Below are 21,919 nucleotides of genomic sequence, written 5' to 3' on the forward strand. Positions count from 1 at the left end.
TGTTGTTGGAAAATAACAAAAAGGTTTTATAATGGAGCAAAAAATCAGTTTATTGAGGAGGGGACAGATGGAAAGGACATTGGTTATGATTAAACCTGACGGAGTCCAGAGAAATCTTATAGGAAAGGTTATTAGTATTTTTGAAGAAAAGGGGCTCAGGGTGGTTGCCTTAAAAAAGGTTAAACTATCTAAGGAACAGGCAAAACAATTTTATGTCGTACACAAGGAACGTCCTTTTTTTGAAAGTTTAACTGATTATATGAGTTCTGGTCCTGTAGTGGCCATGGTTTTAGAAGGAGAACAGGCTATAAAAAAGGTACGTGAAATCATGGGAGCAACCGACCCTAAGGAAGCTCAAGAAGGTACCATAAGAAAACTTTTTGCGATAGACAAGGAAAAAAATACCGTCCACGGTTCAGACAGCCCTGAATCTGCCGCTAAGGAAATACCATTTTTCTTTAGTGAGTATGAACTTCTCAGCGCTGAATAATGACTGAAAAGGAATGGATAACTTATTTAAAAAAACATCTTTTTGAAAAACCTCCTGTTTTTAAAACCTATAATGAAGACTGTACTGTTATTCAAAAAGAGGAGCAGGAATTTTTACTTATTACAACTGATGCGCTAGTAGAAACAATCCATTTTAAATTAGATTATTACTCTTTTTTTGACTTAGGCGTTAAATTAGCTAACTCTAATTTAAGTGACATCGCTGCCTGTGGAGGGGAGCCTGAATGGGCTCTCCTTACCTTAGGAAGTCCGATCCCTGTAGATGTTAACTGGGCAGAGCCGTTTTTACAAGGACTTAATCAAAGCTTAAATAAGTTTGGTGCCCATTTGGTAGGTGGAGACACAGTTAAAAGTCCCTTCTTTTTCTTTAACCTAACTTTATTTGGTAAAACCAACTTCCCTATTTTAAGAAAAGGAGCAAAGGAAGGAGATTTGATCTTTGTCTCAAGACCCTTAGGAGGAAGTTCTGCTTTTTTAAGAATGGTTAAAACCTCTCCTTTAAAAGAAATACCTGAAAATCTCAAAAAAGCCCATCTTTACCCAGAACCAGAAATAATCTTAGGTAAAGAACTCTCTTCGAAAAATTTAGCTACCTCAGCTATAGATATCTCCGACGGTCTTTTACTTGACCTTTGGAGGATATGTGAAGAAAACTCAGTTGGGGCTGAATTATTACAAGAGGCTATACCTATAGAGCCCGGAGCTACCTTAGAAGATGCCCTTTCAGGAGGAGAAGACTATGCCCTTCTTTTTACTGTTTCTCCCTCTAACTTACACCAAATAGGTGAAATCGAAACCAAACTAAAAAGGAAGTTTTTCTGCATAGGAAAAATCTTACCTGAAAAAGATCTTTATTTAGTTAGCGAAAAAAAAGAAAGATTAAAACTAAAACCCAAAGGGTTTGACCACTTTAATTTTAAATAGCTTAATTTAAATTAATTTTAATAAAAAACCCCAGGAAATTCCTCCCGGGGTTTCTCTTCTAAAGAATTATTTCTCTACGTTAATCTTGATAACTTTTTTCTTTTCTTCAGGCTTTTTAGGTAAAATTATCTTCAAAACCCCATCTTTATAGGTAGCTTCTATCTTATCTTCTTCAACCTCACAAGGAATAGGTATAGACCTCATAAAACTTCCATAAAATCTTTCAATCCTATAGAAGTTTTCTTTTTTCTCCTCCTCTTCTCTTTTCTTTTCTCCTTTAATAACCAAAACATTCTCCATCAAGCTAATTTCCATATCCTCAGGATTTACACCTGGTACATCAACTTTTACGATAACTTTATCATCTGTTTCCGAAACATCTACAGCAGGTGCCCAACTTATACCTTCCCATCTTTCTGTTAACAATTCTTTACCAAAAAATTCTTGCCAAATACGATCCATTTCTTTTTTTAAGTCTTGTAATGGACGCCAAAGAATTAAATCTGCCATATTTATCACCTCCTTTTTATATTTTATTTTTGGAATTTCTAATTCTAAAAATAAGTATACACTTGCAAAGTTTCAAGTACCAATTTACCAAAATTTTACAAAAATTTTTAAAAGTTTTGACTATTGAAAGTGTAAACTTTGTATTTAATTTTTAAACAAATAGTAATATTTAAAAAGTGGAGGTTAAACGATGAAGCTTGACAGGTATACTTTTAAAGCTCAAGAGGCTTTACAAGAAGCCCAAAAGTTAGCCGAGTCTAAAAACAATCCTCAGTTAGAACCAGAGCACCTTTTATTAGCTTTGGTCACCCAAGAAGGTGGGATTATCCCTACCATCCTGGACAGGCTGGGGGTAAACTCCAAAATCATTGTTTCTGAGCTTGAGGAAATTTTAGATAAATTTCCCAAACTTACCCAAGGAGCCTATCAACTATATCTTTCTTTAAACCTTAAGCAGATTTTAGATAGAGCTGAAGGATTAGCCCGAGAAATGAGAGATGAGTATGTTTCAACAGAACACTTATTTTTAGCTATCATAGATAGTCCAACTAAAGCAGGAGAAATTTTAAGAAAACGTGGGGTTACCTTTAGCAACACAAAAGAGGTTATCAACAAAATAAGAAAAGGACAAAGGATTACTGACCAAAATCCAGAAGAAAAATATCAATCTTTAGAAAAATTTGGTAGAGACCTTACTGCTCTTGCCAAAGCCGGAAAACTTGACCCTGTGATAGGAAGAGACGAAGAAATAAGAAGGGTTATGCATATTTTAAGTAGAAGAACCAAAAATAACCCGGTGTTGGTCGGAGAGCCAGGTGTAGGTAAAACAGCCATCGTAGAAGGATTAGCTCAGAGGATAGTAGCTGGAGATGTTCCTGAGATTTTAAAAAACAAAAGAATTATACAACTTGATTTGGGCTCTTTGATAGCAGGAACTAAGTTTAGAGGAGAATTTGAGGAAAGACTAAAGGCGGTTTTAAGAGAGGTGCAAGCAAGTGAAGGAGAAATCATCCTTTTTATAGATGAGATACATACCTTGGTTGGAGCTGGTGCAGCCGAAGGAGCTATGGATGCTGCTAACATGTTAAAACCAGCCTTGGCAAGAGGCGAATTAAGATGTATAGGTGCTACTACCATAGATGAATACCGGAAGTACATAGAAAAAGATCCTGCCTTAGAAAGGCGTTTCCAACCTGTATATGTAGATGAACCCTCTCCAGAAGAGGCTATCGCTATTTTAAGGGGTCTAAAAGAAAAATATGAAGTGCACCACGGAGTAAAGATTACAGATAACGCTATCGTAGCAGCGGTAATGCTTTCTCACAGGTATATCACAGATAGATTTTTACCTGATAAAGCTATAGACCTTATAGATGAAGCGGCAGCTAAACTTAGGATTGAAATAGATTCTATGCCTACAGAAATAGATGAGATAGAAAGAAAAATCAAACAGTTAGAAATAGAAAAAGTGGCTTTAGAAAAAGAAACCGACCCAAAGGCCAAAGAAAGACTTACTAAGATTTTAGAACAACTTCAAGACCTTAGAAATAAGGTAGAACAGTTAAAGGAACAATGGCTTAAGGAAAAAGAAATAATTCAAAAAATTAGAAAGCTTAAAGAGAGAATAGACCAATTAAAGGTCGAGGCTCAACAAGCAGAAAGAAAGGGAGACCTAAACCGGGTAGCAGAAATTATCTATGGTATCATACCTCAGCTTCAAAAAGAACTTGAAGAGGAAAACCGTAAACTTGCTGAAATCCAAAAAGAACATAAATTCTTAAAAGAAGAAGTAGACGCAGAAGACATTGCTCAGATTATCTCTAAATGGACGGGAATTCCTGTAAGCAGGCTTTTAGAAAGTGAAAGAGAAAAACTGCTCAGGATAGAAGAAAAACTAAAAGAACGGGTGGTAGGACAAGACCATGCTATTAAGGTCATCGCAGATGCTTTAAGAAGAGCCAGAGCTGGGCTAAAAGATCCCAATAGACCTATCGGTTCTTTTATGTTTATAGGTCCTACAGGAGTAGGAAAAACTGAGCTTGCTAAAGCTTTGGCTGAGTTTATGTTTGATACCGAAGATGCTATGATTAGGATCGACATGACCGAATATATGGAAAAGCATTCGGTATCAAGGTTGATAGGTGCCCCTCCAGGATATGTAGGCTATGAAGAAGGAGGACAACTTACAGAAGCTGTAAGAAGAAGGCTCTATTCAGTAATACTTTTTGACGAAATAGAAAAAGCTCATCCTGATGTGTTTAATATCTTATTACAGGTACTTGATGACGGAAGACTTACAGATGGAAAAGGTAGAACAGTAGACTTCAGAAATACCATCATCATCATGACTTCAAACGTAGGTAGTTTTTACTTCCAAGACCTTTCCATAAGTCATACAGAAATAGAATCTAAAATACACGAACTTTTAAAGGCTACTTTTAAACCTGAATTTTTAAACAGGATTGATGAAATCATCATCTTTAATAACCTACAAAGAGAACATATCATAAAAATAGTGGACATACAGATCAAGTATCTAAACGAAAGATTAGCTGAAAAGAACATGGGTTTGGAACTCACCGAAAAAGCAAAAGAACTAATAGCTACCTATGGATACGATCCTACCTTTGGAGCAAGACCTCTCAAAAGAGCTATACAGCGTCACATAGAAAATCCTTTAGCCTTAAAGATTCTTGACGGGACCTTCGTAGAAGGGGATAAAATCATCGTAGATGTAAACGATTTCGGAGAGTTTGTATTCACCAAACAACCAGTTCATTAATAATATAAGTAACTTCCCCTACCCCTCTATATCTTTCCAACTTTAAGGATATGAGGGGTAGGGATTGAATTTTATATGAAAATTGGTAAACTTTATCATAAAAGGGAAGATAAATTTTTTAAATTTTATCTAAGGAGGGTTTACGAATGATGGAATTTAATTTTACGTTTAAAGGTCTTGATCCTTCAGAGGCTATCAAACAGTATGCTGAAAAAAAGATTAGCAAGTTTGAAAAATATTTTGAAGGACCTGTAAACGTACAGATAGTTTTTAAGAGAGAAAAATTTAGAGAAATCGTAGAAATAGTACTTAAAGGAGATGGAGAGGTATTGGTGGTAAAGGAAGAAACTTCAGATATCTATGAAGCCATAGACCTTGCTTATGAAACTTTAGAAAAACAGGTGAAAAAATTAAAGGAAAAAAGAAAAGAGTTTAGAAAAGGAAGGACTGTTGAAATCTCAGGAGAAGCCTCAGTTTCTAACTATGAAATCAAAAAAGTTGAAATTAACCATCTTTCTACCGCAGAAGCTATAAATTGGTTTAAGAAAAACCATGAAGAAGATTTTTTTGTTTTTTACAACACTGATTATGATAAAATATGTGTTCTTTATTTAAAGGATGATAAACCAGTGGTTCTTGTACCAGAATTTGCTTAAAGATGCCTAATTTAATCATCATAACTGGCACCTCAGGTTCTGGGAAAAGCACAGCTTTAAAGGCTTTTGAGGATTTAGGCTACCTTGCTATAGACAACTTTCCTACTCGACTTTTAATTTCCTTTTTAAAGGAAGTTAAGGAAAGTCTGTCTACAGACAAGGTAGCCTTAGTAATGGACCTAAGAGATAGATACTTTTTGCCTGAGTTTAAAACCGTACTTCCTCAGATACACAAGCTAGGTTATTTTTGGGAGCTCATCTTTCTTGATGCAAGAACTGACGTTATCATTTCAAGGTTTAACCTCACAAGAAGATTGCATCCTCTTTTAAGAGAAAAAGAAGTTGGTTTAGAAGAGGTTATAGAGAGGGAAAAGGAACTTTTAGCAGACATCAGAGAACTTGCTACTCTCTTTATAGACACCTCTAACTACAACGTCCATCAACTAAGAAATGAAATTTTTACAAGATATCAGACAAGAACTGACCTGAAAAATTTAGTCTTACATTTTATCTCTTTTGGATATAAATATGGAATACCTCCTGAAGCAGACTATGTCTTTGATGCAAGAATCCTTCCTAACCCTTATTTTAACCCAGAATTAAAACCTCTTAACGGAGAGAACCCTCTTATTAAACAATATTTACTAAACTACGATATAACCAAAACATTTTTAAACTTTCTAACTGAGTTTTTAAATTGGTTAATACCTGTTTATGCCAAAAGCAACAAACGATATCTTACTTTAGCCATAGGATGTACTGGTGGTAGACATCGTTCAGTTGCTCTAATCGAATTTTTAGTAGAAAATTTAAAGAAATCTTTGTTTGAAGTAGAGTTTATAGTGTCTCATAGAGATATTAAAAAAGATGTTTAAAATCGAAGTTTTGGACCAAGAAAAAGACCTTGAGTTTATAGCCCTTACTGAAAAGGAATTGTTTAAAGATGAGTCGTGGGACTATACAAGACTTTTATCTGAGTTTAAGAATTCTTTTTCTCAGATATGGGTCTTAACCAAAGAAAAGGAAAAACTCGGCTATCTTGTGTTTAGGATAATCTTAGACGAAGCAGAACTATTAAGGATTGGGATAAAAAAAGAACATCAAAACAAAGGGTTAGGAACTTATTTTTTAAAGGAATTTTTAAATCATCTTAAACAGCAAGGGGTGAAAAAAGTACATTTAGAACTAAAAATAGACAACCATCCTGCACTTAAGTTATACCAAAAAATGGGGTTTCAAAAAGTATACGTTAGACCAAATTACTATCGAAATAGCGATGCTTTAGTTATGACAAAAGACCTTTAAACAATGATAGAAAAGTTCACTTCTAAAGCCTTATTAGCTAATTTAGCCTACACTTTTGTAGAAAACGTAGAGTACGACCCTAAGTATAATGTTTTCCCAGAAATTTATGCTAAGTTTCCAGCTCTTAGGCAACAAATAGAAACACTTTTAAAAGAGGCCTTCCATCCTTATAAAAATAATTTTCTTGTTTTAGAAGAACTTAGAAGTTACTTTTTAAAGAACCTTTCGATTTTACTTAAACATCCCTACAGAAACAGGGCTTACTGGTTAATTTTTGACCTTTTATTTAAGTTTTTTGGAAAAGACCAAGAAACTAACATCAAAACCGCAGAGACTATTTTTTCTATACTTGATAAAACAGCTGACCTAATCGACCAAGAAACTTTTTACGAGCTAATCCCTGTTTTAAAAGAAATTTTAAAGGCCATAACCAACCTTCCAGAAGAATATTTTTTGAATTTTTTAGAAAATTACTATTCTTTTAAACGTTTAGTTCAAAAGTTAAGCAAACTTTCTTTTTCTCGGGAACTTGAGTTGGTTTACATAGACCTTCTCAAAAAAACTTATATTTCGACCTATACTTTTTGGGGAAAATTAGCTAAAACCTGTGAAGCTAACCTTATTCAAAACACCTCAAGTATAAGGCTTAAAGAAGACTTTTTGACCTCAAACTATTTTGAAAGTCTCATTAATTCTTTAATTGAAAAACCTGTGACTTTGTCTAATCTTTTATCTCTTCCCGATCATTTAGATTTACTTAAAAAATTAAAAGATTTTATTTCTTCTATCAATCAACTGAACCATTACAATTTTTCTGACGAGCTAAAAATCAATTTTCTTTTTGATTTAATAAAGGCCCCTATTCTCAAACTTATCCATGAAGAATTGATCAAAGAAGTAAACCGTAACTTAATCTTAATGATTAACTCTAAACCTTACCAAAACTTAGACGAATTTATCAGAAAGTTTTTTGATATCCTAAAAGAAAAGCTCAACCTTTACCCACGTACTGCTCTTGAATGTATTAAAAACATAGGGATTTGTATTTTAAACAAAAAAGAGGTTTACCTTATAGAGGTATTGATAAATGAAATCATAAAGTTTGGATTTCAACCTCCGCAGATCAAAGGTATTGGTTTAAATTGGAAGATTATCCAAAACCCACACCATCTCCTTAACATAAAAACTTGGCTTGAGATTTTTAAGGTCAATCCTGAATGGTGTAGCAGTCTTTTGGCTGCTATGATCTTAAACCTAAGACTATATGGAATTTCTATCAAAGATACAGACCTTTTCCAAAAGGAGATTACTCAGCTACTTAACGCTCCTATCAAACCAGTGTACAACCTTACCAAACAGTTTTGTAAACTACTACCTGTTTATTACAACGAAATCGGAGCAGAAGGTCTTATAAGAGACCTCTCAACAGAATTAGATGAACTTTTTAACAGACAAGATTCTTTAATCCATTTTTTAAGAAAGTTTATACACATCGAAAACTCAAGCTTAGCAGTTGAATTTATAAAAGATATTCTTAAATACTGGTTTACCCTGGAAGATAGACATATTCTCAAATATTTACCTGAAGTACTTCATAACAAGTTAAAAAATGAAGAAATTGAAATTCATATCAAAATGCAAAGTTTGTTTCAGGCTGTTTTTCAAAAAGCAAATTTAAAAAATTTTGAGGACTTTTTAAACATAGACCTTTCATCTTTGGAAAAAATCCTTAAAGAAATAGACTTTGAAGAAACATATAAAAAGAAACTTTATCTTACGGTTTCTTTGTACCATTTAGAATATCAGAAGTATTTTGGGGTGTTAAAAGACATAAATCTTTTGTTAACCCAATACGACGAAAAGGAATATCCATTTATAGCAGAACTAAAGGACCTTCTTCAAAAAGAACCTCAGGACTTATATGTGATTTTAGAAAAGATCTTAGACTGGATGTCTGAGCTTAAAGAGATTATTTTGTCTAAGCAAACCTATCCTCCTATAGAAGAAATCCTTCAAAAAAGACACGTAGCTGCTGACATTCCTTCTATGTATGGGAGGTATAAAGAGAAAAAATTTGATGCCTTAGGACTCACCTTTCGTCTGGAATATCTTGCCAATCTTTTATTTGAAAAGCTTATAGAAAAGTTTGACCTTCAGTTTATCACAAGAGCCTCTTTTTTTAAAATCCTGAAAATATTAAAGCTTTTTAAAAAGGCTTTAGAGATCGATGGAATTTTTTCTCAAAAATTTGAATCTTCGTTAAATCTTCTCGAATATTCTTTGAAAAGTTATCCCCTAACCTACAGTCAATATTTAGATATTTTTCGTGGATTATTAGACGGTGTTCAACACATAGTAAAAGTTTACTATGTAAACCCTTTCCTCAAGGTCTTTCCTTTGGTATTTCAAACTCTAAATGAAGACGAAATTTTAGAAAAGTACAAGAAATGTTTGTGTGGTTTAGAAAAAGAGCAACGTTATTTTTGTATAAGTGAGGTGGTAATAAAAGACCTTATAGGAGAGGCTTTTAGTCTAACCCATCTAGACCGTTTTCTTAAAAAAATCTACGATATCCTTTCTTCTTATTTAGAAAAGATAGCTAAAGAGGACCTGAATTTATTAATGAGCTACGACCCAAGAAGAATTCTCTCTTCTCTACATAAACCTAATAATTTAGTAACAGATTTGATTTACCTCGGTAACAAAGGATACATTCTTACGATATTAGCTCAAGAACAAAAGATAAAAAACAAAATCCCACCAGGTTTTATTTTAACTACAGAAGTGTTTAGATGTTACCCTCTTATAAAAAAATATCCTGAATTATGGCTTGATTATACTGAAAAAATTGAACAAAATATCAAGATGTTAGAAGATATTTCTCAGAAAGTTTTTGGAGGTAAAGAAAATCCTCTGGTAGTAAGTATAAGAAGTGGAGCGGCCCTCTCTATGCCTGGGATGATGAATTCTATCCTGAACGTAGGTTTAAATCTTGAGACAGTAGAGGGGTTGGCAAGGGCTTCTGGGAATACTTGGTTTGCTTGGGATACCTATCGCAGGTTTATTCAAAGCTGGGCTATGGCCTTTGGTGTCCCTCGAGATTTTTTTAACCATCTTATGCGAGAGCATAAACGAAAATACAAAGTAAAGAAAAAAAGAGAGTTTAGCGGTGAACAAATGCAAGAACTTGCGCTGCTCTACAGGAAAAGTATTCAAGAATTGGGAATTCCAGTCATCGATGATCCTTGGGAACAGCTTTTTAAAGGGATTGAATTAATTTTAACCTCTTGGTTTAATGAAAAAGCTAAGTCTTATAGAGAAATAATGCAGCTTTCTGATGAGTGGGGAACGGCTGTAATCATCCAACAGATGGTTTTTGGAAACATAGGAGATCACACAGGTACAGGGGTAACACTTACTACCTCCCCTGTAGGCAAGTTTCCAAGAATTATTCTCTGGGGAGATTATACCTCCTATAATCAAGGAGAAGACATCGTATCAGGTTTGGTCAACGCCTACCCAATTTCTATAGAACAAAAGAAAATAGAAGAACGAGAAGGACCTTGTTTACAAGAAGCCTTTCCAGATGTATATAAAGCTTTACTTGATTTAGCCTATTATCTAGTCTATGAAAAAGGATGGGGACATCAAGAAATCGAGTTTACTTTTGAAGGAAATGACCCAGATTCTCTTTATATTTTACAAGTAAGAGATATAATTCTTAGAGAAGAAAGGGATATTCCTTTCTTCTCTAAAGAATTGCTAAAAAATTTAGAGTATATCGGGAAAGGAATAGGAGTTACAGGAGGTTTAATCTCAGGAAGGATAGTGTTTGGTTGGGAAGATATCATAACCATGGATACAGGAGATCCTTTGGTGTTAGTAAGATATGATACCGTACCGGACAACATTAAAGAAATTCATAAAGTAGATGGAATCCTTACGGCAAGAGGAGGGCAAACCTCTCATGCTGCTATCGTAGCCTCAAGATTAGGTAAAATCTGTGTAGTTGGTTGTGAGAATTTAAGCATAGATGAAATAAAGAAAGAAGCAAAAATTAATGGCCACAAACTTAGATTAGGAGAATGGATCACGTTAAACGGGATAACAGGTCAAGTTTTTAAAGGAAAGATTGACCTTTTAACCAAAGCCTCTAAATATAATCTATAAAAGGAGGGTACCATGAAATTAGGAATAAATGGATTAGGAAGAATTGGAAAACTTACTTTGTGGCATCACATAGCAAGAAAATATTTTGACGAAATTGTAGTCAACGTAGGTAGGGAAGTGGGAACTTCTTTCGCTGATATAGCAAGCTACATAGAGAAAGACAGCACCTATGGATGGCTCCCTGTTTATCTTTATGGGCACAAAGGTAAAAGAGTGATTGAAAATTTGGACGAAAAAGAAGGAACGATGTATATAGATGGTATTAAGGTAAAAGTCTTGAGAACTAGTAGGAATCCGAAAAACATAAACTGGAGAGAAGAAGGGGTAAAACTGGTGGTTGATTGTACTGGAAAGTTTAGAGACCCAAATACAGACCCGGAGGATTCTAAAGGTTCAATCAGGGGACATTTTTTAGGAGGAGCCGAAAAAGTAATTCTTTCAGCACCTTTTAAAATTAAAGATAAAGAAAAAGGTATTCCAGAAGACGCAATCACTATAGTTTATGGAATAAACGAAGAGGTTTATCAACCTAACAAACATAACCTTATTTCAGCTGCTTCCTGCACCACTACTTGTTTAGCTTATATGATTAAACCTCTTTTGGACTATTTTGGGGTAGATAGAATACTTTCTGCCTCGATGGTGACAGTTCATGCTGCTACAAGTTCTCAGGTAGTACTTGACCGTTTACCTAAGGAAGGGGCAAAAGATCTAAGAAGGATGAGAAGTATCTTTAATAATATCATCCTTACCACTACAGGGGCTGCAGAAGCTCTTAGTTTAGTCATACCTGAAATGAAAAAAGTAGGTTTTATGGCAGAAAGTGTAAGAGTTCCGTTAAACACCGGAAGCTTGATCATCCTGACGGTTAACATCCAAGATGAAAGCATAGAAAATCACATAGATAGAGAACTTATCAACAACATTTATAAAGAAGCAGCCAATACTAAATACAAAGACTTTTTGATTTTCACCACAGAACAAAACGTCTCTTCTGACATCATAGGATATCCTAAAGCAGCCGCAATAATTGAAGGAAGTGAAACCCATACCAGAACTGCAACTGCCAAGGTAGACATCTGTAAAGCCCTTCCGGAAGGAAATAGCATGACATGCACTCATGTAGAGATACCCATTACCCAAGTGGTGATTTACGGTTGGTATGATAACGAGCTCGGTTCTTACACCAACATGTTAGGAGAACTCACAGTTTACATAGCTGAAAAAATGATTTAAGTATGGTTAGGCAACTATGATTAGAAGAAAAGGTAGAGAAATAGCCTTACAGATTTTATACCAGAAAGAACTTTCTAATGTGTCTATAGATGAAGTTATCACTCTTTATAAAAAGTTTCTTAATATAAACAGTCCTGAAGCTTTAAAGTTTGGAGAAGAACTAGTAAGAGGTATCTATGAAAACTTAGAGTTTATAGATTCTATCATAAGAAAATATACCCCTTCTTGGCCTTTAGAAAGGATAAATGTTACAGACAAAAATATATTGAGAATAGCGGTATATGAAATGTTTTTTAGACCTGATATCCCTGAAGTGGTTTCTATCAATGAAGCGATAGAAATAGCTAAGATTTATGGTACTGATGATTCGCCAAGTTTTATAAACGGGGTCTTAGACAGTATTTATAAAAAGGAAATAAAGGCGCATAAAAATGAAAAAACCTAAGATAATAACCATAGACGGACCTGCAGCCTCTGGGAAAACCACCATAGCTAAGCTTTTGGCTAAATCCCTTGGATATTGTTTGTTAGAATCAGGGGCTTTTTATAGGTTGGTTACCTACCTTCTTTTAAAACACAATCTTTACGAAAAATTTATCCAAAAAAACTTAAACCTTATAGAAACATTAAGCAAGCTTTTTTCTTCGGTGAAGATAAACCTTACGGCTGAGGCAACACAAATTTTTTACGAAGGAAGGGAAATAAAATCTGAACTCAGAGAAATCCAAGTAGAGGAAAGAGTTTCTGTAGTAGCTTCTATACCAGAAGTAAGAGAATTTATCAACGATTTTTTAAGAAAGTTGGTGGACAACCGTTTAGTAGTAGCAGAAGGGCGTGATATGGGAAGTGTGGTTTTTAAAGATGCTGAGGTTAAAGTTTTTCTTACAGCTGATGAAAGGATTAGGGCTGAAAGAAGATTTCAAGAGAAAACCGAAAAAGAAAGTCTACCTTATACCCAAGTGATGGATAGTTTAAAAAAAAGAGACCAGCTTGACAGCACAAGAAAGGTAGCGCCTTTAACTGTTCCTGAAGGAGCTTTAATTTTAGACACCTCTCACTTAACACCTGAGGAGGTATTAACCAAAATTTTAAATTACTTAGAAAAAATATGAAAAAAAATTTTTTGAGTATAGAGGAGTTTATAAAAAAAGAAAAGGAAAAAGCTCGTAAACTTAGACAAACAAGATGGTGGAGAAGACAGTTAGAAAGAGGTATATGTTATTATTGCGGAAGAAGAGTAGGCGCTAAAAATCTTACGATGGACCATAAAATTCCTCTTTCAAGAGGGGGAACTTCGGACAGAGTCAATATAGTTCCTTGTTGTAAGGATTGTAACAATAAAAAAAAGTATCTTTTACCTTGGGAATGGGACGAGTACATAAAAAGTCTCAAATCTAAAAAGGTAGACGGAGAATGATATGTGCGGAATAATAGGGTATATAGGAAATAGACCGATCATTCCTGTTTTGTTAGAAGGTTTAAGAAGGCTTGAATACAGAGGTTATGATTCAGCAGGGATAGTGTTTTTAGAAGACGAAGAAATAAAAATAGTTAAGACTAAAGGAAAAATCTTAAACTTAGAAGAAAAACTCTTTAATGATTTCCCTAAGAAAGCTAAAGCCCCTGGGTTAGGACATACCAGATGGGCTACCCATGGAGAACCTTCTGACGAAAACGCTCATCCTCATTTTGACTGTCATAAATCTTTAGCCTTGGTGCACAACGGCATCATAGAAAATTATTATGAGTTAAAGACTAAACTTATAGCTAAAGGTCATAAGTTTTACTCAGCAACTGATACTGAAGTGATCGTGCACTTAATAGAAGATTTCTTAAACCAAGGAATACCACTTAAAGAGGCGTTTTTTAAGGCTCTAAAAGAACTAAAAGGTGCCTATGCTGTGGCCTTGATTCATAAAGAAAATCCTGATTTTATTTTGATTGGAAGAAACCAAAGTCCTGTAGTAATAGGTTTAGGAAAACAGGAAAATTTTGTAGCCTCTGACATCCCTGCTCTTTTACCTTTTACTAAAGAAGTTTTGTTTTTAAACGATGGGGAAGTAGCTATACTTAGGAAAGATCAAGTAGAAATCTATGATTTATCAGGCAATCCTGTTGCAAGAGCCCCATATCATGTGACCTGGGATATAGCCTCAGCTGAAAAGGGTGGTTTTGACCACTTTATGCTAAAAGAAATCTATGAGCAACCTGAAGCCATAAAAAACACGATGTTAGGAAGGATTGATTTGGATAAAAACCAGATTGATTTTTCTCAGGAAGGATTAGACCAAAAATTTTTAGAAGGAATACAAAGGTTTTATATCGTTGCTTGTGGTACCTCTTATCATGCTGGATTGGTAGCAAAATATCTCATAGAAAGGGAGTTAGGCCTTCCTGTAGAGGTAGATATTGCCTCTGAATTTAGATATAGAAACCCTATTTTAGACGAAAAAACCCTTTTTATAGGAATTTCCCAATCAGGAGAAACAGCTGATACCCTTGCCAGCTTACGTTTAGCTAAAGAGAAAGGTGCTAAAACCCTTTCTATCTGTAATGTGGTAGGAAGTACCATAGCCAGAGAAACTGAGGTTGTATTATATACTAAAGCTGGGCCTGAAATAAGTGTGGCTTCTACTAAGGCTTTTTCTACTCAGGTTTTAACCTTTGTCCTCTTTACCTTTTATCTAAAACAGCTATTATTTGGAGAAAATGAAAAAAAACAAAAAATCGAGGCTTTAATAAAACTACCCTCCCAATTAAAAATTTTTATCGAAAAGGTCCATTCTAAAGTTAAAACTTTGGCTCAAAAGTGGTATCAAGCACAAAATGCACTTTATTTAGGAAGAAACATCCTTTATCCTATAGCCTTAGAAGGTGCCTTAAAACTTAAAGAAATTTCTTACATCCATGCAGAGGGTTATGCAGCAGGGGAGATGAAACATGGACCTATAGCCCTGATAGAAGAAAAGGTACCTACTGTAATCCTTGCAGCCAAAGAAACAGGCATTGTTTACGAAAAAACTTTGTCTAACGCTGAAGAGGTAAGGTCACGTAGAGGGCCTATTATCTCATTGGTAACCGAAGGGGCCAAAGAATTCCAAAAAATTTCTGACGAATACATAGAAGTTCCCTTGACTTTTTATGAATTTTTACCTATTTTTTATGTAGTTCCTCTTCAACTTTTAGCCTATGAAATAGCTACTTTAAGAGGTTGTGACGTAGATAAACCAAGAAATTTAGCCAAAAGCGTAACAGTTGAGTAAAAAGATAGGAGTAGGCTTATGGAATGTAAAAGGGATAAAAACCTTAAAAATTGTAATTGCTCTTATGATCCCTGTCCTAAAAAAGGGATTTGTTGTGAATGTTTGCATTACCATAGAAAGATGAGACAATTACCAGCTTGTTTTTTTCCCCCTGAGTATGAAAAAACCTATGATAGAAGTTTTGAACTTTTTGCTAAATTAGTTTCTGAAGGGAAGGTATAGGACATGGAAAGCAAAGTGTTGGCAGAAATAATCTTAAAGTTACTTGAAGATAAAAAAGCAGAAAACATAGTGCTTATTGATGTAAAGGATAAAGTAGACTATGCTGACTATTTTATCATATGTAGTACCCATTCAACCAAACATACCCAGGGGCTTTCAGACTATATTTTGTTTGAATTAGAAAAAATAGGTATCAAACCTTTAGGTATAGAAGGAGCTGAACTGGGACAATGGATAATTCTTGACTTTGATTCTGTTATAGTCCATCTTTTCTATGAACCTATACGTCAAGTTTATGCGTTAGAGGATCTTTGGATGGATTTTCCTCTTCCAAGGAAACAGGCTCAAGAACCTTATCTGTTAGATACTCAAGAGGAGTTTTAAACAGTATTTCTTCTATTTTGGTTAGAAGTAGGTCTAGGTTATCTCCTCTTTTGGCTGAGACAGGGATAGCTTTATATCTATGAGAAAGTGCTTTTATTAGTTGAAACTCTGAAGGAGGTAAAAGGTCAATTTTGTTAAAAACCATCAACAAAGGATAATGTAAAAGTTCCATCTCTTCTAAAATTTGATTTACGGTTTCTATTTGGCTTTCAAAATCCGGATTACTTATGTCTACGATGTGAAGTAATAAATCTGCTGAGTATAATTCTTCAAGGGTGGCTCTAAAGGCTTTTTTTAGGTCTTCTGGTAGGTTTCTTATAAAACCTACGGTGTCTGTGATAAGAAATACTTGATTGTTTGGAGTTCTTATAGCTTTGGTTACAGGATCAAGGGTAGCAAAAAGTTTATCTTCTGCCAGATATTGACTCTTAGCCAAAGTATTAAACAAGGTAGTTTTACCTGCATTGGTATAACCTATCAACGCAACGGTCTTAAAAGCTAATTTTTTCCTGCGTTTTCTTTTTATATCTCTTTCTTGAGAAATCTTTTCTAACTCCCTTTCTAACTTAGCAATACGGTCCTTTATCCTTCTTTTATCTATTTCTAACTTAGTCTCTCCCGGACCTCTACCTCCTATACCTCCAGTAAGTCTGGAAAAAGCATCGTCCTTAGCCCTAAGTCTTGGAAGAGTATATTTTAGCTGAGCTATCTCTACCTGAATTTTTCCTTCTTTAGACTTTGCTCGTTGAGCAAAGATATCTAAAATAAGTTGGGTTCGGTCTATAACCCTTAAATCAGTACTTTCAGTAATGGCTCTTACTTGAGAGGGAGTAAGCTCTCGGTCGAAAATCAAAAGATTGGCACGGTTTCTCAAGGCAAGAACCATCACCTCAAGAAGTTTTCCTTTACCTATTACATACCTTGGGTCTGGACTTGGCTTTTTCTGAACTATTTCTCCTACTACCGTTACTCCTGCAGTACGGGCTAACTCTCTTAATTCAAATATCCTTTCTTCTAAATAAGGATCGTTAGGTTCTCTTAAAAAAATAAGAATAGCCCTATCCTTTTGTTCCTCTACCTCTTTAAGTGGTTTTACCCGTTCGAGCTCATCTTCTAAATTTTTTATAAGCTCTAAAAAATTTTCTTTTAACTCCCAAACATAACAGGGTCTTAAAAAATAAAAAAATTGGTTTTCTTTGTCTGAAAGAGAACCTCCTGCAAAAAACTCTGGATCAGGGATAATATGAGCTATATGAATTTTACCTGGTTCTCCGTTCGGATGAACTTCTAAAGCACCTACTAAATCGAGTCTTAAAAGAGCTAGGTCTATCAAATCATCTTGATCAAGCTCAGAATGGGTAATTTTAGAGGTTAAAAGATGGGTATGAATAAAGCGCAAACCCTTTAACCTTGCGATGTGATCACGATATCCTCTTAATTCTGGGAGTTCAATACGATTAAATGTACCCACTACCACATAATCTATCTCACCCTTTCGATTAATAAGAAGTCCTACCTGACGGTTTAGGTCTGCTGAAACCTTAGCCAGTTCTCTTGCTAATTCATGAGAAATAATAGACGCAGGAGGGACTCTCCTTCTATAGAACCTTTCCAAATTTTTTAATTCACTTGGCTTTAAACCTACGGTATGTCCGAATACGTTATATCCCATACCTCCTCTTTATATTTCTCCATTTTGTTTAAAATTTTAATACACATTTAGCGTGTTTAAAGTCTATAGCATTAAAATAAAAAAAATTATCTATCTCAATTGACCAAAAATCATTATAGCCTTTATTAAATTTTTTTTACATTTTGGAAATCAAGAAGGTTTTTAGTATAGATTTTAAGTATATAAATTTCTATAATTAATAAAATCTCTGTTCTTATCTTGATACTATCATAAAGTTGGTTTAAAATATTTTTAAAGTAACGTATAAAAAGTTTGAGTAAAAATTAGATGATAGTAGTTACAGTAAAATGTTTTAAATGTAGACGTACCTTTGACAAGGTTTTCCCTGATAGTGAGCTTTCTTTTATGTCAAAAACCATAACCTGTCCTTTTTGTCGGTCTATCAACACGCAAAAAGTAATGGTTAGGCAAGTACCTGACGAAAAAGAGGCTAAATGCGATTTTATCATCGAATGTCTTAAAAAAGGCTGATAGGTCTTTTTATCCTGCTTTGAAAGCAGGACGAAAAATTTGTCAGCCTACTTTCTTTTAATTTTATAAAATTAAATTATAATCTTTTTTTATGTTATACTTAATTATTGCTTTTTTGACATCCTTTTTTACTTGTTTTTTTCTCATTAAGAAGGCTAACGAAGCTTTTATAGACGATCAAGTAGGGGTCCAAAAGTTTCATCAGTGGAATGCTGTAAGGGTTGGTGGTTTACCTATAATTTTTTCCTTAATAGCTGTCAGTATAGCCTTTACTTTAACTCAAAAAGACTTTGCAAAATTACATATTCTTTTGGTTGTATCTTCTATTCCTGTTTTTTTAGGAGGATTTATTGAGGACTTAACCAAAAAGGTTGGTCCTAAGATTAGACTTTTTTGTGGTATGTTTTCTGGATTCCTGGTTTATCTTTTTTTAGGAGAGACCCTTATCCGGGTTGACCTTCCGGGATTTGACTATTTACTTGCAAATTATCTCCTTTTTTCCGTCCTTTTCACCGCTTTTGCCCTTGCAGGGGTTGCCAATGCCATAAACATCATCGATGGGTTTAACGGTCTTGCAAGCGGAGTTTCTATTATGGTTTTCCTATCTTATGCTTATGTATCCTTCTTAGTAGGAGATATGTTTCTTGTCTATACAAGCTTAACCATAGCCTCTGCCATCTTTGGTTTTTTCTTCTGGAATTTTCCTTTTGGGTATATCTTTTTAGGTGACGGAGGAGCATACCTTTTAGGTTTTTTGGCAGGACTTATAGGGGTCCTACTTGTTGAAAGACACCAAGAAGTTTCAGCCTGGTTTCCTCTTCTTCTGCTTTTATATCCTATCTATGAAACGATCTTTTCGATAACACGAAAAAAATTTATACGCAATTCATCTCCTTTTGAGCCAGATGCAGTACATCTTCACATGTTAATTCATAGAAGAGTAATAAAATTAACTCTTGGTAATAAAATTCCCAACTTTTTATTAAATTCTCTCACTTCACCGTATTTATGGTTTATGCAACTTCTTTGCATGATTCCTGCAGTACTTTTCTGGGACAAAACTTACATTTTGATGATTTTTAGCTTAGCTTTTGTTGTTTTTTATACCTGGCTTTACTTTAGAATAGTGAATTTTAGAACCCCTAAAATAATGATGCATTTATTAAAAAAATTTAACGAAAATCCATAACTCTTATTTGATAAAAATATCCAATTCTTCCTTTGCTCATAACCAACCATCTCGTTATTTTAGCAAACTTTACCTTCGCTTTTAGAGAATTTTCACTTTTTCAATAAGCTCAAGATACTTGCTTACAACAAGCTTTATATCGTATTTCTCTAAGACAAAATTTCTTCCTTTAGCCCCCATAGCCTTTCTTTGGTATGGTGATAGTTCAACCATCCTTTTCATAGCTTCGTAAAGGCTTTCCCAGCTCTTTGGCTCAACCAAAAAGCCATTCACCCCATCCACGCACACATCCCTGCATCCTACGCTATCTGTGGTAATGATAGGCCTTTCCATGGCCATAGCCTCAAGTAAGACCCTTGGTATCCCCTCTCGGTAATAAGAAGGCAACACCACACAATCAGCCATGCAGTGGTATGGTCTTACATCTTCCTGAAACCCAAACCATTCTATCAGACCCATTCTTTCCCACTCTTCTATTTCTTGCTTTTTCACAGAAGCAGGATTTCCCTCGTCCACATCCCCCACAACGGCAAGCCTCACCCCAGGAAATTCCTTCTTCAACTCCTCAAAAGCACGAACGAGTTCGTATACACCCTTATCCTTCAAAAGCCTTCCTACAAACAAAAAAGTAAAATCTTCAGATGTTTTTTCTTCACAATGTTTAGGCGAGAAAAACTCTGTGTCAACGCCTTCACTTTCTATTAAAACCGCTTTGTTTTTTGCGAGCCTTTTCAGAAGGTCTATATCTTCTCTGTTTAAAAAAACAACAAAAGTGTTAAAGAAAAAGGCAATTTTATAAAGGTTTTTCACAATATCTGTTAACCAAGTTTTCTCAATGAAAGCATATCCAAGCCCAGTAACAACGCTTATGGAGGGAATTCCAAGCAAGCCAGCACAGATGGAACTGTAGATATTTGGTTTTATAGTAAAATTTACCACAAGGTCTGGCTTTGTCTTTTTATAAATTCTTAGATACTCAAGCGTGAGTTTTAGGTCCTTTATAGGATTTTTCCCCTTTCTATCAAGATTTTTTATAGAAAAAAACTCAAACTCCTGCCTAAGCCTATGAGAATACTTATCTTCTGGTGCAACCGCAAAGACAGTGTGTCCCATCTCCTTTAGCCTTCTCATCAAAGGAAGTCTAAAATTATATAGACTAAAAGCTGTGTTAGAAGAAAACACTATCTTTGCCATGTCTTTTCCTTAATAGCTCAAAGAAAGTAGCATAGCCTATTGCAGAAAGCAACATAATATATCCATATCTTTTTCTCACAATAGGACCAACATTAGGCTCTACTACTACATGAAGCCAAATAAAACCTAAGCACATCAAAAGAACAAGCCAAAACCAAGGCTTTCCTCTATTAATCCATAGAGCTATCGGAAAGATTATCCAGGCAATATACAGATAAATAGCCTCAAAAGGAGTTATATATCTTGCTATTGTACCCCCTGTTGTGGAGCCTTGAGTAAACCAAAACTTAGGGAAAGGGGAGAAAAAGCCAACAAACAAAGCCCTTGGAGTATATTTCAAAAAGTCTTCCACACTTCTAAACTTTATATCCTCATCTATAGCACCAGGCATCCCGCTCAAATGTTTAGCCCAAATCTCATTTCTCCAAACTGCAAGACGATAAAATTGATTTTCTATTTTATCTGGTAGGTAAGGATTCCAATACCATTGTGCCTGTGTTTGTGTTTGTGTTTGTGTTTGTGAAGGTTGCAGAGCCTCATAAACTAAGAACACCCAGGAGAAATAATCAGTGCCTTACCATAATTTAAAACCTTTTCTTTTTTGAGCCTCAATAAGTTGAACAATGCTAACCCCAGTGCGGTTAGCACAAAAAGAGCGTAAAAATATTGAGTTATTTTTATAGCATACTGCCGTCCTACAGTAAAAAATAGCAGGGCTCCCAAACTGCCTGCCATTAGAGAAACTAAGTTTAACCTCCAGTTTTTTGAAAAAGCTAAAGCAATACTCAAGAAAGTAAGATACATGCCAAGTATATAAAGACCATCTTTGTGTATTTGGGATACCCATGTAAGGGAGGTGGGAAAAACCACGAAAGGAATTGAAAAAATCAAAGCCAATTTTTGTGATATTCCCAAGAGCCTTAAAATCAAAAACAACACAATGCCTGCGGTGGCATGCAAAAAGGCGTTATAAAATAGCAAAACCCAGGATTTGTGTATGCCAGTAAGGGCGTAGAAAAATCCCGCAATCCCAGACATTGCTTGACCGCTCACTGGATGCTTTAAGCTCCATTCACTCCAGCCTTCTTCTTCCACTTTTTTAGCTATTTCCAAGCCTTCCGTGTGAAACTGTATCCAGTCCCCACCAACCATTAGACCATCTTTCCAATGAGCAGAAGGAAACATAACGGGAAGAATCAAAAATTGCACTAAAAAACCAACTGTTATTGCATAAACGTAGAAAGCTATCCACAGAAGAACTAAAAGTTTAAGGTTTTTATTCCATTCTAAAAGCCCCTTCATTCCAAAACTTCCATCCACTCTTGAATAATCCTTTCAATTCTAAAATCATTGGCTCTTTGCATAGCCTTTTCTGAATAGTGTTTCCTCAAGCTTTCATCTGTCAAAAAC

Annotated in this window: 21 protein-coding genes; 16 read left to right on the forward strand and 5 right to left on the reverse strand. The window is 34.8% G+C overall.

From position 1 onward, the window contains the following. Positions 1–67 precede the first annotated feature (67 nt). Together ndk and thiL are read left to right on the forward strand one after the other, a co-directional pair. Positions 68–490, forward strand: coding sequence for a nucleoside-diphosphate kinase (ndk, locus tag PWP26_RS05390; RefSeq protein WP_301399145.1), 423 nt, complete (start codon positions 68–70; stop codon positions 488–490). Then, positions 490–1,434: a thiamine-phosphate kinase gene (gene thiL / locus PWP26_RS05395; RefSeq protein WP_038060386.1), complete on the forward strand. Its 945-nt coding sequence runs from the start codon at positions 490–492 to the stop codon at positions 1,432–1,434. Before ndk ends, thiL begins: the two co-directional genes overlap by 1 nt. Before the next feature lie 66 nt (positions 1,435–1,500). Here the strand turns inward: thiL and PWP26_RS05400 are convergent, their stop codons facing one another. Then, entirely contained in the window at positions 1,501–1,944 is a 444-nt protein-coding gene (locus tag PWP26_RS05400) for an Hsp20/alpha crystallin family protein (protein ID WP_287568327.1), read from the reverse strand. A 190-nt stretch (positions 1,945–2,134) separates the two neighbouring features. Between PWP26_RS05400 and clpB the strand changes: the two genes are divergently transcribed. The 12 genes from clpB (at position 2,135) to rsfS (ending at position 15,962) form a co-directional block, all read left to right on the forward strand. Continuing rightward, complete coding sequence (gene clpB / locus PWP26_RS05405) at positions 2,135–4,726, forward strand: ATP-dependent chaperone ClpB (protein WP_287568329.1); 2,592 nt, start codon at positions 2,135–2,137, stop codon at positions 4,724–4,726. A 146-nt stretch (positions 4,727–4,872) separates the two neighbouring features. Further along, the gene (gene raiA / locus PWP26_RS05410) at positions 4,873–5,382 is read left to right on the forward strand and encodes a ribosome-associated translation inhibitor RaiA (RefSeq protein WP_051754474.1); all 510 of its coding nucleotides are present in this window, start codon (positions 4,873–4,875) and stop codon (positions 5,380–5,382) included. A gap of 2 nt (positions 5,383–5,384) precedes the next feature. Continuing rightward, positions 5,385–6,257: an RNase adapter RapZ gene (rapZ, locus tag PWP26_RS05415; RefSeq protein ID WP_038060384.1), complete on the forward strand. Its 873-nt coding sequence runs from the start codon at positions 5,385–5,387 to the stop codon at positions 6,255–6,257. Beyond that, positions 6,250–6,687, forward strand: a complete 438-nt coding sequence (rimI, locus tag PWP26_RS05420) for a ribosomal protein S18-alanine N-acetyltransferase (RefSeq protein ID WP_038060382.1) — start codon at positions 6,250–6,252, stop codon at positions 6,685–6,687. Before rapZ ends, rimI begins: the two co-directional genes overlap by 8 nt. A 3-nt stretch (positions 6,688–6,690) precedes the next feature. Continuing rightward, entirely contained in the window at positions 6,691–10,857 is a 4,167-nt protein-coding gene (locus tag PWP26_RS05425) for a PEP/pyruvate-binding domain-containing protein (RefSeq protein ID WP_287568335.1), read from the forward strand. A 12-nt stretch (positions 10,858–10,869) separates the two neighbouring features. After that, entirely contained in the window at positions 10,870–12,093 is a 1,224-nt protein-coding gene (locus PWP26_RS05430) for a type I glyceraldehyde-3-phosphate dehydrogenase (protein WP_038060378.1), read from the forward strand. 16 nt (positions 12,094–12,109) lie between these two features. Further along, entirely contained in the window at positions 12,110–12,538 is a 429-nt protein-coding gene (nusB, locus tag PWP26_RS05435) for a transcription antitermination factor NusB (RefSeq protein WP_287568337.1), read from the forward strand. Next, positions 12,525–13,205, forward strand: a complete 681-nt coding sequence (cmk, locus tag PWP26_RS05440; protein WP_038060376.1) for a (d)CMP kinase — start codon at positions 12,525–12,527, stop codon at positions 13,203–13,205. Before nusB ends, cmk begins: the two co-directional genes overlap by 14 nt. Beyond that, entirely contained in the window at positions 13,202–13,510 is a 309-nt protein-coding gene (locus PWP26_RS05445; protein WP_038060375.1) for an HNH endonuclease, read from the forward strand. The genes cmk and PWP26_RS05445 overlap by 4 nt, the downstream gene beginning before the upstream one ends. A gap of 1 nt (position 13,511) precedes the next feature. Further along, the gene (gene glmS, locus PWP26_RS05450; protein WP_038060374.1) at positions 13,512–15,356 is read left to right on the forward strand and encodes a glutamine--fructose-6-phosphate transaminase (isomerizing); all 1,845 of its coding nucleotides are present in this window, start codon (positions 13,512–13,514) and stop codon (positions 15,354–15,356) included. A gap of 18 nt (positions 15,357–15,374) precedes the next feature. After that, positions 15,375–15,578 carry a DUF6485 family protein gene (locus PWP26_RS05455; RefSeq protein ID WP_038060373.1) on the forward strand — a complete coding sequence of 68 codons (204 nt, stop codon included), beginning with the start codon at positions 15,375–15,377 and terminating at the stop codon, positions 15,576–15,578. A gap of 3 nt (positions 15,579–15,581) precedes the next feature. Continuing rightward, entirely contained in the window at positions 15,582–15,962 is a 381-nt protein-coding gene (gene rsfS, locus PWP26_RS05460) for a ribosome silencing factor (protein ID WP_022855562.1), read from the forward strand. Here rsfS and hflX read toward each other — a convergent pair. Further along, a complete protein-coding gene (gene hflX, locus PWP26_RS05465; protein WP_038060372.1) occupies positions 15,859–17,634 on the reverse strand; it encodes a GTPase HflX in 1,776 nt (591 codons plus the stop codon). The genes rsfS and hflX overlap by 104 nt on opposite strands. A 288-nt stretch (positions 17,635–17,922) precedes the next feature. Here hflX and PWP26_RS05470 point away from each other — a divergent pair, with 288 nt between their 5' ends. Both PWP26_RS05470 and PWP26_RS05475 read left to right on the forward strand, forming a co-directional pair. Next, on the forward strand, positions 17,923–18,126 hold the full coding sequence (locus PWP26_RS05470) for a hypothetical protein (RefSeq protein WP_022855564.1): 204 nt from the start codon (positions 17,923–17,925) through the stop codon (positions 18,124–18,126). Positions 18,127–18,217: 91 nt separating this feature from the next. Further along, positions 18,218–19,315 carry a glycosyltransferase gene (locus PWP26_RS05475; RefSeq protein ID WP_287568342.1) on the forward strand — a complete coding sequence of 366 codons (1,098 nt, stop codon included), beginning with the start codon at positions 18,218–18,220 and terminating at the stop codon, positions 19,313–19,315. An 81-nt stretch (positions 19,316–19,396) separates the two neighbouring features. Here PWP26_RS05475 and PWP26_RS05480 read toward each other — a convergent pair whose 3' ends face one another. From PWP26_RS05480 to PWP26_RS05490, 3 genes are read right to left on the reverse strand one after another with little or no spacing between them, the layout of a single operon-like run. Further along, positions 19,397–20,509, reverse strand: coding sequence for a glycosyltransferase family 4 protein (locus PWP26_RS05480; protein WP_273010551.1), 1,113 nt, complete (start codon positions 20,507–20,509; stop codon positions 19,397–19,399). After that, on the reverse strand, positions 20,484–21,062 hold the full coding sequence (locus PWP26_RS05485) for a hypothetical protein (protein ID WP_301399152.1): 579 nt from the start codon (positions 21,060–21,062) through the stop codon (positions 20,484–20,486). Before PWP26_RS05485 ends, PWP26_RS05480 begins: the two co-directional genes overlap by 26 nt. Then, on the reverse strand, positions 21,053–21,811 hold the full coding sequence (locus PWP26_RS05490) for a hypothetical protein (RefSeq protein ID WP_301399153.1): 759 nt from the start codon (positions 21,809–21,811) through the stop codon (positions 21,053–21,055). Before PWP26_RS05490 ends, PWP26_RS05485 begins: the two co-directional genes overlap by 10 nt. Between the last annotated feature and the right edge of the window lie 108 nt (positions 21,812–21,919).

The organism is Thermodesulfobacterium sp. (assembly GCF_030445475.1).
In the GTDB taxonomy this organism is placed as follows: Bacteria; Desulfobacterota; Thermodesulfobacteria; order Thermodesulfobacteriales; family Thermodesulfobacteriaceae; genus Thermodesulfobacterium; species Thermodesulfobacterium commune.

Bases quoted from the DNA above. Each gene is read 5' to 3' on its own strand.
- PWP26_RS05430 (WP_038060378.1), top strand. From the start codon at position 10,870: ATGAAATTAGGAATAAATGGATTAGGAAGAATTGGAAAACTTACTTTG.
- nusB (WP_287568337.1), top strand. From the start codon at position 12,110: ATGATTAGAAGAAAAGGTAGAGAAATAGCCTTACAGATTTTATACCAG.
- rapZ (WP_038060384.1), top strand. From the start codon at position 5,385: ATGCCTAATTTAATCATCATAACTGGCACCTCAGGTTCTGGGAAAAGC.
- clpB (WP_287568329.1), top strand. From the start codon at position 2,135: ATGAAGCTTGACAGGTATACTTTTAAAGCTCAAGAGGCTTTACAAGAA.
- PWP26_RS05455 (WP_038060373.1), top strand. From the start codon at position 15,375: ATGGAATGTAAAAGGGATAAAAACCTTAAAAATTGTAATTGCTCTTAT.
- PWP26_RS05475 (WP_287568342.1), top strand. From the start codon at position 18,218: ATGTTATACTTAATTATTGCTTTTTTGACATCCTTTTTTACTTGTTTT.
- PWP26_RS05490 (WP_301399153.1), bottom strand. From the start codon at position 21,811: ATGAAGGGGCTTTTAGAATGGAATAAAAACCTTAAACTTTTAGTTCTT.
- PWP26_RS05400 (WP_287568327.1), bottom strand. From the start codon at position 1,944: ATGGCAGATTTAATTCTTTGGCGTCCATTACAAGACTTAAAAAAAGAA.
- glmS (WP_038060374.1), top strand. From the start codon at position 13,512: ATGTGCGGAATAATAGGGTATATAGGAAATAGACCGATCATTCCTGTT.
- rimI (WP_038060382.1), top strand. From the start codon at position 6,250: ATGTTTAAAATCGAAGTTTTGGACCAAGAAAAAGACCTTGAGTTTATA.
- thiL (WP_038060386.1), top strand. From the start codon at position 490: ATGACTGAAAAGGAATGGATAACTTATTTAAAAAAACATCTTTTTGAA.
- PWP26_RS05480 (WP_273010551.1), bottom strand. From the start codon at position 20,509: ATGGCAAAGATAGTGTTTTCTTCTAACACAGCTTTTAGTCTATATAAT.
- ndk (WP_301399145.1), top strand. From the start codon at position 68: ATGGAAAGGACATTGGTTATGATTAAACCTGACGGAGTCCAGAGAAAT.
- hflX (WP_038060372.1), bottom strand. From the start codon at position 17,634: ATGGGATATAACGTATTCGGACATACCGTAGGTTTAAAGCCAAGTGAA.
- rsfS (WP_022855562.1), top strand. From the start codon at position 15,582: ATGGAAAGCAAAGTGTTGGCAGAAATAATCTTAAAGTTACTTGAAGAT.
- PWP26_RS05425 (WP_287568335.1), top strand. From the start codon at position 6,691: ATGATAGAAAAGTTCACTTCTAAAGCCTTATTAGCTAATTTAGCCTAC.
- PWP26_RS05445 (WP_038060375.1), top strand. From the start codon at position 13,202: ATGAAAAAAAATTTTTTGAGTATAGAGGAGTTTATAAAAAAAGAAAAG.
- PWP26_RS05470 (WP_022855564.1), top strand. From the start codon at position 17,923: ATGATAGTAGTTACAGTAAAATGTTTTAAATGTAGACGTACCTTTGAC.
- raiA (WP_051754474.1), top strand. From the start codon at position 4,873: ATGATGGAATTTAATTTTACGTTTAAAGGTCTTGATCCTTCAGAGGCT.
- cmk (WP_038060376.1), top strand. From the start codon at position 12,525: ATGAAAAAACCTAAGATAATAACCATAGACGGACCTGCAGCCTCTGGG.